This window comes from Cellulophaga sp. F20128, assembly GCF_023015805.1.
GTDB lineage: Bacteria > Bacteroidota > Bacteroidia > Flavobacteriales > Flavobacteriaceae > Cellulophaga.
Genome location: NZ_JALKBA010000002.1, coordinates 114,101 through 127,168, shown reverse-complemented (window position 1 = coordinate 127,168; position 13,068 = coordinate 114,101). Strand labels below are relative to the sequence as shown.

Below are 13,068 nucleotides of genomic sequence, written 5' to 3'. Positions count from 1 at the left end.
AAAAATGACAATTACAAACACAATTTTCAAAAGCATTAAAAAAGCAAGTATCGTTGCATTTTCTAGCATTGCATTATTTTCTTGTTCTGATGATGATGACGCGCCAGAAGCAGTAAACGAAGAAGAAGTTATAACAACGGTAACAATAAACTTAACTCCTATTGCAGGGGGAGACGCAATTACGTTAATGTCTCAGGATCTGGATGGCGACGGACCAAATCCTCCTGTGGTAACAGTTGAAAATTTAGCCGCAAATACAACTTACAACGGAACTATTACTTTACTAAATGAAACCGAAAGTCCGGCGGAAGATATTACTGAAGAAGTTGCAGATGAGGATGATCATCATCAGTTTTTTTATACCGTTTCCGGATCAATCAACAATACAACTTACTCGGATACAGATGAAAATGGGAACCCTGTAGGAATAATGTTTACCTTATCTACCGGTGATGTTGGTGCCGCCACATTGGGCGTAACACTTAGACACGAACCTAAAAAACCAAACAATGGTACTTTAGCAGATGCAGGTGGTGCTACAGATGTAGATCAAAGTTTTTCACTAACAGTAGAGTAGGCAGAAAACATATATAACAAAAAACTCCTAGAAAAGTCTGGGAGTTTTTTATTTTATTCTACTACCTTAATCTTTTGCTAGCTCCAATTTTTCAGCAAAATAATCGCAAAAATCCTTCATTGTGGCGGTCATTTTTTCATCTTGAGTAGCTTTCATAAAGGTATCAGATAAGGAAACCAACGTCTGATGAAAAAACAATTTCATTTCATCTACTGGCATATCTTTTGTCCATAAATCTATTTTTAAAGACTCTTGGTTTTTACTATCCCACACAGATAAAAGCATAGCTTTAGCTTCTTCATTGTTAATTCCTCCATCTTGGGCAGACCAATTTAAAGTTTCTGGCACTCTATTTTCGTCTAATCCCACGGTTAGTGTAATTTCTGAAGTATGTATTTTAGACATTTATCGTTTTGGTTTATAATTAGATTTTTTAAAAATTTCTGTGGCAGGCAATTCCAACAACTGTTGCAAGGTTACATTATTGTTTTCCATAAAAGAGCGCACTATTTGCCAACCGAGATAGCGCCCTAATCTACCTGGGGATTCGCTGTCCAATTCCAATTGAAATTTAGAAAAAGGAGCAGGGTCTAAAAAGCGAAGTGCTAGTTTTTTATCCGTACTATACAAATATTCATTCTCTATAAAATTACGCCATATTTGTTCCTCATTAATAGCAGCCCAATCCATATCTTCTTGGGAGTATTTTATCTTAATGGCATCGCTTTCAAAAGGAATTAATTTGTCTTTTAAATACAATACCTTTCCATAATATACGAGTTGCGCCAAAAATGTTCTGTCACTGCTTGGGTACGCCACTACTTTTTTAGAAAAGGCACTAGCAATATCACTAAGCAAGTACTTCTGATCTAAACCAGCGGCAATGTATTTTTGAAAACCTTGATAAAATTTATGTTCAGGGCCTAAATAATTATCCAAACCCAACAATACTAATTCATTGGTTATGATCACTGGGTTATTGTAGTCTACATTAGAAATTACCGTAACCACTTTTGGTAGTCTTTCTTGGGGAAAAGCATACAAAACATGTTTGTAAAACCGTTCTATTTTTTCTGCTTCTTCCTTAAAATCTCCAAAAGCACCTTCTACTTCTTTCAATATAGAAATCTGAAGGGTATCCTTTAAATTGTTAACCCATATACTATCTGGGTATTGCTCAGGAAACAAATACGGATACTTTTCTTTTAATAAAGGGATGTCACTTGCTTGAGCTGCTGCTATTTCCCTATCAAATCTGGAAATAGTTAGATCTACCTTTATTTTATTAATTTCTTGGGCTTCTTTAGAATCTTCTTTACACCCAAAAAAGAGTGCAAAAAGGACAAAAAGTGCGTAAATAGGCTGTTTCATTCAAAAGTAATTGAGTTAACATTATAATATTAAGATGTTACACTTTATTTTTACGCTGACAAAGTTAATAGTTTTCAACGTAATAAAGGTGTTCTATGCAAACAGAAAAAGTAACGAATCATATTGTAAGCTGGCTTAAAGATTATGCAACCAAAGCCAATATTAAAGGTTTTGTCATTGGAATATCTGGAGGAATCGATTCTGCCGTGACTTCTGCCCTGTGTGCCAAAACAGGTTTGGATTTACTTTGCCTAGAAATGCCTATTCACCAAGCAGAAAATCAAGTTTCAAGAGCCGCTAGGCATATTGAGTGGCTGCAAGGGAATTACAATCATGTAGAACGACAATTGGTAAACCTCACTCCTGTATTTGATAGTTTTATAGACACACTACCGAGCGTTGCAAATGAAGATGATCGGTTTTTATCGCTCGCAAATGCAAGAGCACGGTTGCGAATGACCAGTCTTTATTACTTTGCAGGCCTGCACGGTTATTTGGTAGCAGGAACTGGTAATAAGGTAGAGGATTTTGGCGTTGGCTTCTACACCAAATACGGTGATGGTGGTGTAGACATTAGTCCTATTGCGGATTTAATGAAAAGCGAGGTCTATGAAATAGCCCAGTTTCTCGGTGTGAATTCTGACATTATAAAAGCAGCCCCTACAGATGGACTTTGGGGAGACGATAGAACTGATGAAGATCAAATAGGTGCTTCTTATCCAGAATTAGAATGGGCTATGTTAGCCGATGAGCAGGGAATGAATACTGACCATTTTACTGACAGACAAAAAGAAGTATTTGTATTATACAAAAAGTTGAATACTGCCAACCAACATAAGATGAATCCAATCCCTATTTGTAAGATCCCCAATGGATTAAAATAACCAATCAACCTATATTTTGTAAAATAAAACGAATAAAACGCCAATAATGCTTATATTTAACAATTAAAAAAGACTTTTGCTCTTGAAATATATGATTTAACCTGACTTTTCTTGTATGAATTTTATTATCTAAACAGGAAGTAAGCTTAAATTTTAATAAAACAAAAGAAATGAAAACAGTATTTATTGCAGATAGCCATCCTGTTGTACAAGTTGGAATTACACAAGTTTTAAATAATGATACAGGCTTCAAGGTAATTGGCACCGCTAATTCTTCAGCAGAGCTTTTTTACAAATTGGAAAACGAAATTCCTGATGTTTTAATGTTAGAGATGGATTTTCCTGAAATAAATGGGATTGCCTGCTTACGAAAAATGAAGAAGAGCTATCCAGACGTTAAAGTTCTTATGTACAGCGGACAGTCTGAAGACGTTTATGCCATTAGCTCTATTAGAGCCGGCGCTCAAGGATACCTATCAAAGTCTGCCGATTTAGATTATATTGTTGCAGCCTTAGAAAAAATTAGTGATGGAAAAATGTTTATCACCAATGAATTAGCACAGCGACTTGCCTTTGACGAAGGCACTCAAAAACCTAGGAGATTGTTTAGAAAACTATCTACAAGAGAGGTAGAGGTCCTAAAAATGCTTGCTAGTGGCAAAAGAAATAAAGATGTTGCCGAAGGCCTTAGCCTAAATGAGAAAACGATTAGCACCTATAAGGCGCGTTTAATGAAAAAATTAAATGTAGATAATATGGTAGATTTATTACAACAAGCGAAAGCTTTAGATATTTACTAGTTATTTAAAATTTTATCAAAACAAAAAACCAGCAATATGCTGGTTTTTTTGTTTTGATTTCTTATTGGAATATTTGCTTTACGAAAGTACGCGAGCTAATTTTTTACCCAACAAAACGTTCAGCTGTAAATACCCCATAATTTCTTCCAGAGTTTCTGCGTTGTCATTATCTAGTACTTGCGTTTTCTCCTGAAGGGTTCCAATTCTCTTCTTAATGAGGTAACACCGAAGCGTTAATATTGTTTCACTAACCAACTGCCCTATTCCAGATGATTTTTCCTTGGGATATATCTCTTTGCGCTCCCAATCATGTAATATGTACTTTTCTTCTTCCATTAAAATGGATGAAATCTCTATCACCAATTCTTGATCTAAGTTAGCAATGAACTTATTGGCTTCAAAATGTTCTTTCTCATTCAATTCTTCCATCAATTTAAAATAAATACTTTTAAATTTCTGATTGGCAAGCTCAATTTCATCTTCCTGCAGGTCTAAATATATTTTCTCATAAACCTTAGATTTTATTATTTCTTTCTCCAGCACCAATTCTCCCTTATCATCTTCCTTTAACAACAAATCATCAAACTCTTGTTGTGTGTCACCATACAACAAGAGTAATTCTATAATTTTCTTTTCCAACAAATACTGTACATCTAGTTTTTCTTGAACTGGTTCATTCTTAACAACTTCAAAAGATTTTTGCTCTTGTCGCTCTTTCTTATGCGTATCGGCAATGTCTTTTTTTCCAATTTGAGCCAGTGTATTAAATAGAACAGCTTCCGAAATGTTCATTAAACTAGCACACTCTTGAATGTATATTTCCTTCTTTATCTGATCTGGAATTTTAGAAATACTTTGTACTATATCCCGAACTGTTTCTGCTCTTTTTATGGGATCATTCGCCGTTTCCTTTATAAGCAAGGAGGCTTTAAATTGTATAAAATCTTTAGAATTATCTTCTAAATATTGAGTTACATCTTCAAGGGAGTTGTTTTTAGAAAAACTATCAGGATCTTCACCTTCCGGAAAGGTACAGACCCTAACATTCATTCCTTGTTCTAAGATTAAATCTATCCCACGTAAAGAGGCTCGCAACCCAGCCGCATCCCCATCAAACAATACCGTAATATTCTTGGTAAGCCTGTTTATTAAACGAATTTGGTCTGATGTAAGAGCCGTACCACTAGAGGCTACAACATTCTGTATGCCTCGTTGGTGAAATTGAATAACATCGGTATAACCTTCTACTAAATAACAATTATCTTCCTTTGCAATGGCTTGCTTGGCATGGTAAATACCATAAAGCACTTTGCTTTTATGGTAAATATCACTTTCAGGAGAGTTTAAGTATTTCGCTGCCTTTTTATCACTCGTTAGAATACGACCTCCAAAACCCAGCACCCTTCCACTCATGGAATGGATTGGAAACAAAACACGCCCCTTAAACCTATCGAACTTTTTAGCCTCTTGGCCTTCTTGAGGTTTTACAATGGTTAACCCTGTTTTCTCTAAGTATTCAATTTTATACCCCTTGCCTAATGCTGCCGTTGTAAAAGCGTCCCACTGGTCTAAACAATAGCCTAAACCAAACTTTTTTATGGTCTCCTCGGTAAACCCTCTTTCTTTAAAATAGCTTAACCCTATGGCCTTTCCTAGCTCACGTTCCCATAGTACTTCTGAAAAGTATTTTTGTGCATATTCAGAAACCAGGTACATGCTTTCCTTTTCATCAGCCTGCTCCTTCTCTTCGTTTGTACGTTCGGTTTCTTCTATTTCAATATTGTACTTTCTCGCCAAATATTTAATGGCCTCTGGATAGGTAAAATGCTCGTGTTCCATTAAAAAAGCAACCACATTCCCCCCTTTACCACTACTAAAATCTTTCCAAATTTGTTTTACAGGTGATACCATAAAACTTGGTGAACGCTCATCTGTAAACGGACTAAGGCCTTTGAAATTAGAACCCGATTTTTTTAGCTGTACAAAATCACCAATGACCTCCTCTAAACGAGCAGTTTCATACACTTGATCTATGGTAGATTTTGATATCAATTTTTGGAAGTTTTTTTACTGGGGTAAATATACTGAACTCTGTTTTATGATTTCATTCTAATGGATTAAAATAAGAACTAATTCTATAAAATAGACTAACAATAAAAAAAAAGCCCTAAAACAAAATTGATTGTTTTAGGGCTTTTTATTTGGCACGCATTTATTTTTACAAATCGAACCGAAGCCCTATGGATATATTGTGTTGTTCCACCAAGGCATTGGTGAAAATTGGATTTAAATCATACTTCACATACAACTGTGTTTCTCCCACGCCCATATAAGCACTTAGTCCGTAAATTAAATCTGAGGTATTGTAATCTCTTTTAAACTTATCCTTAGTACGGTCACCATCTACTTTATATTTTAGTTTTTGCCGCGTTCCAATACTAAAACCACCATAAGCTCCAATCCCAAACCTAAATTTTTTATCCAAATAGTATCGCATACTGTTGTCCTTGACAACCTTATTAGACCCGCCAAATTCTAAATGCACAGGAAAAACTAAATTATCCATTCGCAATTTTGATTTTTTTAGGTTATACTCAAATTCTTGCAATTCTGTCTGCTCACCATTTTCAACAAAATACTGGTTATCTTTAGCTTTTAAACCATTAAACTGAAAAGAAAAACCGTAGTGCAAGCGTACCGCATTGGTGTGCTTAAACACTCTTGTTCTCCAGGTTACGCCCATTTCAAAAAAGCGACTACCTCCAATTTTGTAAGGAGAATCATCTAAAGACTGCCCATCAATTATGGCGTTATTTAAACCTATAGCCCAAACAAAATCTGACTTTGTACGGACATCATACTTTACAGAGTCCTTTGTTCTATTTCCCAGTAAAACCGATTTATCATTGAGTTTCAAATCAAAAATTTTAACTTCCAATTTCGATCCCATAGAATCGGAAACTACTTCAGTTGTTCCATTTCTTTCTAACAATGCTATCTTATTCTCTAAAATAGCTATTCTGTTTTCTATATTTAAGGCCCTATTTTTTGCCGCCTCCGCCTTTAAGTTTTGGGCTTCTTGCGCCGTAATTTCATTTTTAGTAAAACGTTTGTTTATGGCTTCAATTTCTAATTTAAGTGCCTCTTTTTCAAACATTCTAATTTGTTCCTTTTCCTTTATCAACTGTTCAACTTTCTCTTGAACAGTTTCTTGAGCTACCACATTTTGCAGGCAAAAGGAGCTTAAAAATAAGGCGATGTAAAGTGTAATTTTTTTCATAATGATTAAATTTTAGCTGTGTTTTATCGCCCTTCCAACATCTCAACCTAAGGAAATGTTAGAAGAACTCAATAAAACTTTGATTGATGAATGTTCTTAATTATTGCGATCTGCCACTGCAGTTTTTAATTTTAGGTATCCCTTTTTAAGGTTGTCAAAGATTTGATCTCTGAAGGTTTTATCTAGCTCATCTTCAACCTCTAGAAGCAAGGCCATAGCATCTACAGAAATACCTGCCTTTACCGCCTTTTCTGTCAGTATTTCTTGTTGTGCTTTGCGCAAGAGCGCATCTACTTCGGCATCAGAAACCACAATATTATTTTTTTCCAACAAGGCTAGTTTTTGCATCACTCCACTAAGCTTGGTATCTACAAGGCTATTTCCGGGCATACTATCTGTAAAATCAGGCACACTTTTAGCTTCATTTTGCACAATTACCCTTGGAGATGTTTCTGGCGAAAGTCTTTGTTTTGGTATATTTTTAGGCTGCTTTTTGGCTAATGGCGCTATAGTTTCTTGCTTTTCAGCGGCTTTAACGATTGTCTCCACCAACTGTTCTTGGTCGCTTTCTGTTTTAGGCTTAACTAAATTTAACTCCTGATCAACTTTAGGTTCAACATCAACTATTTGAGGTGTACTTCCTGTCTCTGGGGCTTTATTCACGAACCAAACAGTTGCTATCACCAAACCAATAAGGCAGGCTGCAATTGCATAATAAGGCATTTTTATTTTCTTGGGCTTTTCTTGCTGCTCCAATCCATTGGCAATTTTAGCCCATACGTTTTTAGAGGGTTTTATGTCCCGCTCTTTTAACTTATCTCTTAAATGCTCTTCAAATTTTAAAGGTGCCATTTATTTTATTTTTTAGGATTCAAACGATATGATTTCCGTTTTTTTAATTTTTTCCAATTGTTCTTGCAACATTTTCCTTGCCTTAAAAAGTTGCGATCTTGATGTATTTTCTGAAATCTGTAATTGTTCGGCGACCTCACTATGGGAATACCCTTCTATAGCATAGAGTACAAATACTATTTTGTATCCATTAGGCAAGGCATCTATAAGCATTTGTACTTGCTCTACATCCAAGTCTGGAGCACTTGTAATATGTTTTGGTGCTGATCGCTCAAACACTTCATCATCAAATACGATAGGCTTTTTTTTGCGCAAAAAGGTGATACTCTCTCGCACCATTATTTTTCGAACCCAGCCTTCAAAACTCCCTTCAAACTTAAATGTATCTAAATAGGTAAACACTTTTAAAAATCCCCCAACCATAACATCTTCCGCAAATTGGAGATCTTTCACATACTGTCTACAAACGCTCAGCATTTTAGGAGCATAAGTAGTGTACAAACGTTCTTGCGCTTCCCTGTCTGCCTGGGCTGCCTTTTTAATAAGGGTTTTTTCGTTAGTATACAGTGTAATTATTTTCACGATTAAGGTCTTCTTTCTATATAGACAACAGACGTTCTACAAACGTTGCCTGCAACGGAATAATTTTTAAAATTAAATTATACCGAACTGATTTACAAGACAATAAAAGTATTATTTTTTTCTATCAACTACATAGCTCACCATAAGTACAAGGGAACTTTTATAGTCAGAGGCAGGATATTTATCTAAAAGGAGGAGTGCTTCCCTTTTAAAAGTGTTCATTTTTTCTTCAGCATAGGTTAGCCCACCGCGTTCTTTTACAAAAGCAATGACTTCTTTAACCCGCTTTTTGTCTTTATTATATTTCTTCACTGAATTGATCAACCAGCTTTTTTCTTTTTTAGAGCAATTGTTTAATACGTGGATTAACGGCAATGTCATTTTTTGCTCTTTAATATCTATTCCGGTTGGCTTGCCTATTTCCGCATCACCATAATCAAACAAATCATCTTTGATTTGAAAAGCCATTCCAATAAGCTCTCCAAATTTCCGAAACGTTTCAACATCGTCAGAATCTGGACTTACAGAACAGGCGCCCAGGCTACAACAAGCAGCGATAAGCGTTGCTGTTTTTTGTCGGATGATTTCATAATAGATGTCTTCCGTAATATCTAACCTTCTTGCTTTTTCAATTTGCAGTAATTCGCCTTCACTCATTTCTCGTACTGCGACGGAAATAATCTTTAAAAGGTCAAAATCACCATTGTCAATAGAAAGCAATAAACCTTTAGAGAGTAGAAAATCGCCCACTAAGACAGCAATTTTGTTTTTCCACAAGGCATTTACGGAGAAAAAGCCACGTCGTTTGTTACTGTCATCCACCACATCATCATGCACCAAAGTAGCGGTATGTATGAGTTCTATTACAGCTGCCCCCCGATAGGTTCGCTCGTTCACTGTACCACCAGAAACCAATTTGGCGGTAAGGAACACAAACATAGGTCGCATTTGCTTGCCTTTTCTATTTACAATGTAATAGGTGATTCTGTTAAGTAAGGCAACCTTAGACGACATGGATTCATGAAACTTTTTTTCAAAAAGTTCCATTTCCTTATTTACAGGTTCCTTTATTTGTGCTACGATTTTCAAAAAGGTAATTCGTTGAATTTGGAAAGGCAAAAGTAACTAAAATATTATACTCCCTAGCATAAGTTAGACTACCGTTATTAAAATTAGGGTAAAGGAATAATGACGACCTTATTTCTTAGCTTTTATTCGCTAATTGTCCACAAGCTGCATCGATATCTTTTCCTCTAGAACGCCTTACTGTAACCGTAATTCCATTGCGCTCTAATGTTTTTACATACATTTCTATGGCCGCATTTGAGGCTTGTTGAAATTCTCCATCATCAATAGGGTTGTATTCTATTAAATTTACTTTTGATGGGGCAAACTTGCAAAAATCTACCAAGGCATTGGCATCGTTTTGGGTGTCATTAATACCCTCCCATACTACATACTCATAGGTGATTCTACTTTTGGTCTTAGCATACCAATATTGTAAGGCTTCGCGTAAATCTTTTAATGGAAACGTAGCATTAAACGGCATTATAGAAGTTCGTATTTCATCTATAGCCGAATGCAAAGAAACTGCCAGTTTAAATTTCACGGCATCATCTGCCATTTTCTTAATTAATTTTGGCACACCCGAGGTAGATACAATTATTCTTTTAGGCGACATCCCTAAGCCTTCCTCAGAGGTAATCATCTCTATTGCCTTTAAAACATTATTATAGTTCATTAAAGGCTCTCCCATGCCCATAAAAACGATATTACTCAACTTGCGATCAAAATACAACCTACTCTCGTTGTCAATAGCAACCACCTGATCGTAAATCTCATCCGGATTTAAATTACGCATGCGTTTTAATCTAGAGGTAGCACAAAACCGACAATCTAAACTACAACCAACCTGACTAGAAACACAAGCCGTTGTTCTCGTTTTTGTTGGAATTAAAACCGATTCTACAATTAAACCATCATACAATTGTACCGCGTTTTTTATAGTACCATCGCTACTGCGTTGCATTTGATCTACCTTGATATGGTTTATGACAAAATGAGCATCTAACAACTGCCTTGTTTCCATAGAAACATTGGTCATGGCTTCAAAGGAATGCGCTCCCTTGTGCCATAACCACTCGTATACTTGATTGCCTCTAAAGGCTTTGTCGCCTTGGGTTACAAAAAAATCTCGTAATTGATCCTTGGTTAATGCCCGTATGTCTTTTTTCTTCGTTTTTTCCACACTATTAAGGTAGTCTATAAAAGTTAATCCCGCCAATTTCTATGCAATGATAGAAAACAGGCGGGATTTAATATATTTAATTTGAATACTTATTTAAACAATAAGCATTGCATCACCGTAAGAGTAAAACTCATAGCCTTCTAAAATGGCCTCTTTATAGGCTTTCTTCATTAAATCATGCCCTATAAATGCAGAAACCATCATAAGTAAGGTAGATTTAGGCAAATGAAAGTTAGTTACCATACAGTTCGCTATACTAAAGTCATAGGGAGGGAAGATAAACTTGTTGGTCCACCCTTCATAAGTATTTAGTTGACCACTAGTAGACACTGCACTTTCTAGACCACGCATTGCTGTTGTTCCTACTGCACAAATTCTACGTTTCTTAGCTTGCGCATTATTTACAATCTCTGTTGCTTTCTCATCAATAATGAGTTCTTCACTATCCATTTTATGTTTAGAAAGATCCTCTACTTCAACTGGGTTAAACGTTCCCAAACCAACATGTAGCGTTAGCTCAGCAAAATCGATACCCTTGATTTCTAATCTTTTTAACAAATGCTTCGAAAAGTGCAAGCCAGCTGTTGGTGCTGCCACTGCGCCTTCATGCTTTGCATAAATAGTTTGATACCGCTCTTCATCAGACTCTTCTACATCTCTTTTGATGTACTTTGGAAGTGGTGTTTCTCCTAATTCTTTTAATTTTCTTCTAAAATCTGTATAAGAACCATCGTATAAAAAACGAAGTGTTCTTCCTCTAGACGTCGTATTATCTATAACCTCAGCTACTAGCGTTTCATCATCACCAAAATACAGTTTGTTTCCTATTCTAATTTTACGAGCAGGATCTACTAAAACATCCCATAAACGCTGTTCAGCATTTAACTCGCGCAATAAGAAAACTTCAATTCTAGCACCTGTTTTTTCTTTATTACCATACAAACGAGCAGGAAAAACCTTTGTATTGTTTAAAACCATCACATCTCCCTCATCAAAATAATTGATAAGGTCTTTGAACATTTTATGTTCAATTTTTCCGGTTTCCCTATGGATCACCATCAATTTAGCTTCATCCCTGTTTTCTGATGGGTATTCTGCTAATAAATTGTCTGGAAGTTCAAAACTAAAGCTCGATAATTTCATTTAGAATAATTTTAGTAATCATTTTTGAGTTTGCAAATATACTATCATCGCATAGGCGTTGTCAAGTAAAACACCATTTAATTACTATGATGCCTCTATTATATTAAATTGAAGTTGCTTTAAATCTGTCCAGAAATCTGGATATGATTTTGAAACAACACCCGCATCGTTAATGAATAGGGATGTTTTTAGAGCTAAGGGGGCAAAAGCCATGCCCATTCTATGGTCATTATAAGTATCTATGGCGATATCTTTATTTATAGAATTTGACGGCTCCAAGGTTAAACTATCATTAGTAACAACAATAGTTGCTCCTAGTTTTGATAATTCGACCTGCAAGGCCTCCAAACGGTCTGTTTCTTTAATTTTTAAGGTATGTAATCCTGTTAAATGACAACCAAGCCCTAATCCAAAGCAAGTTACCGCTATGGTTTGCGCTATATCTGGTGCATTGCCCAAATTGAATTGCAACTTGGTTTGCTGTTCGCTTTTAATTTTTTTCAAAACAATATGGTGTTCCCCAAAAGTAGTTTCCACTCCGAATTCTGTATAAATCTCAGCCAAAACGCTATCTCCTTGCAAACTATCTTTTTTATAGGCCGATAATTTTATTGATGTACCTACTTCACCTAAGGCAACTATACTATAAAAATAAGAGGCAGAACTCCAATCTGATTCTACAACCATAGTAGTGGCAGGAATTGTTTGTTTTGACGCCACTTTAATGGTATTGCCTTCAAAGGAATTCTCCACACCTATTTGTGATAGTAGGGCTAATGTCATTTTTATATAAGGCACCGATGTTATTTTACCAACCAATTCTAGTTCTAGACCATTTTCTAAACTAGGTGCAGTGAGCAATAAGGATGAAATATATTGACTGCTTATGTTTGCAGGAAGACTAACGTTTTTCTTGTGTAATTTTTTTCCTTTGATATGTAGCGGCGGATACCCTATATTATTAGTGTATGTTATATCTGCCCCTAAAGCGGTTAAAGCATCTACCAAAACTCCAATGGGTCGTTCTGTCATTCGTTTAGACCCGGTAAGCACAACTTCTTTTCCTTCCTGGGATGAAAAATACGTTGTTAAAAAACGCATGGCAGTTCCTGCGTGATGAATATCTACTTCACCCTTAGAGATCGCAATCCCTTTTTCCATGACTTGGGCATCATCTGAATTGGATATGTTTTTAATCTCAATATTTGGATAGAGTGCTTTTAGTAGAAGTAAACGGTTAGATTCACTTTTACTGCCTGTTATTTTAATTGCAGACTGTAGCAAATTAGACGGTGGTGGGGAAAGGTGTAATTTCAATGTTATTGTTTTAA

13 protein-coding genes are annotated in these 13,068 nt (G+C 35.7%); 3 read left to right on the top strand and 10 right to left on the bottom strand.

Translation table 11 applies throughout. The features are described 5' to 3' along the window. Positions 1 to 4: 4 nt before the first annotated feature. Positions 5 to 577 carry a type 1 periplasmic binding fold superfamily protein gene (locus MWU65_RS02685; protein ID WP_247075551.1) on the top strand — a complete coding sequence of 191 codons (573 nt, stop codon included), beginning with the start codon at positions 5 to 7 and terminating at the stop codon, positions 575 to 577. A gap of 66 nt (positions 578 to 643) precedes the next feature. On the opposite strand, the gene gldC is transcribed toward MWU65_RS02685, so the two are convergent. Beyond that, on the bottom strand, positions 644 to 982 hold the full coding sequence (gldC, locus tag MWU65_RS02680) for a gliding motility protein GldC (RefSeq protein ID WP_247075550.1): 339 nt from the start codon (positions 980 to 982) through the stop codon (positions 644 to 646). Beyond that, the gene (gene gldB / locus MWU65_RS02675; RefSeq protein WP_247075549.1) at positions 983 to 1,948 is read right to left on the bottom strand and encodes a gliding motility lipoprotein GldB; all 966 of its coding nucleotides are present in this window, start codon (positions 1,946 to 1,948) and stop codon (positions 983 to 985) included. A gap of 95 nt (positions 1,949 to 2,043) precedes the next feature. Between gldB and nadE the strand changes: the two genes are divergently transcribed. Both nadE and MWU65_RS02665 read left to right on the top strand, forming a co-directional pair. Then, complete coding sequence (gene nadE, locus MWU65_RS02670) at positions 2,044 to 2,832, top strand: NAD(+) synthase (protein ID WP_247075548.1); 789 nt, start codon at positions 2,044 to 2,046, stop codon at positions 2,830 to 2,832. Between the two features lie 170 nt (positions 2,833 to 3,002). Then, positions 3,003 to 3,632, top strand: coding sequence for a response regulator transcription factor (locus tag MWU65_RS02665; protein WP_247075547.1), 630 nt, complete (start codon positions 3,003 to 3,005; stop codon positions 3,630 to 3,632). Between the two features lie 78 nt (positions 3,633 to 3,710). Here the strand turns inward: MWU65_RS02665 and dnaG are convergent, their stop codons facing one another. From dnaG to MWU65_RS02625, 8 genes are all read right to left on the bottom strand, one after another. Further along, positions 3,711 to 5,684 (bottom strand): DNA primase, encoded by a 1,974-nt coding sequence (dnaG, locus tag MWU65_RS02660; RefSeq protein WP_247075546.1) that lies wholly within the window; start codon positions 5,682 to 5,684, stop codon positions 3,711 to 3,713. Positions 5,685 to 5,850: 166 nt separating this feature from the next. Next, a complete protein-coding gene (locus MWU65_RS02655) occupies positions 5,851 to 6,912 on the bottom strand; it encodes a hypothetical protein (RefSeq protein ID WP_247075545.1) in 1,062 nt (353 codons plus the stop codon). 96 nt (positions 6,913 to 7,008) lie between these two features. Beyond that, complete coding sequence (locus MWU65_RS02650; protein WP_247075544.1) at positions 7,009 to 7,764, bottom strand: hypothetical protein; 756 nt, start codon at positions 7,762 to 7,764, stop codon at positions 7,009 to 7,011. 12 nt (positions 7,765 to 7,776) lie between these two features. After that, positions 7,777 to 8,346 carry an RNA polymerase sigma factor gene (locus MWU65_RS02645; RefSeq protein ID WP_247075543.1) on the bottom strand — a complete coding sequence of 190 codons (570 nt, stop codon included), beginning with the start codon at positions 8,344 to 8,346 and terminating at the stop codon, positions 7,777 to 7,779. Between the two features lie 111 nt (positions 8,347 to 8,457). Then, a complete protein-coding gene (locus MWU65_RS02640; protein WP_247075542.1) occupies positions 8,458 to 9,435 on the bottom strand; it encodes a polyprenyl synthetase family protein in 978 nt (325 codons plus the stop codon). Positions 9,436 to 9,550: 115 nt separating this feature from the next. Then, on the bottom strand, positions 9,551 to 10,594 hold the full coding sequence (gene rlmN / locus MWU65_RS02635) for a 23S rRNA (adenine(2503)-C(2))-methyltransferase RlmN (protein WP_247075541.1): 1,044 nt from the start codon (positions 10,592 to 10,594) through the stop codon (positions 9,551 to 9,553). A 93-nt stretch (positions 10,595 to 10,687) separates the two neighbouring features. Further along, positions 10,688 to 11,737, bottom strand: a complete 1,050-nt coding sequence (gene queA, locus MWU65_RS02630; protein ID WP_247075540.1) for a tRNA preQ1(34) S-adenosylmethionine ribosyltransferase-isomerase QueA — start codon at positions 11,735 to 11,737, stop codon at positions 10,688 to 10,690. A gap of 84 nt (positions 11,738 to 11,821) precedes the next feature. Next, the gene (locus MWU65_RS02625; protein ID WP_247075539.1) at positions 11,822 to 13,054 is read right to left on the bottom strand and encodes a 3-phosphoshikimate 1-carboxyvinyltransferase; all 1,233 of its coding nucleotides are present in this window, start codon (positions 13,052 to 13,054) and stop codon (positions 11,822 to 11,824) included. Positions 13,055 to 13,068 lie beyond the last annotated feature (14 nt).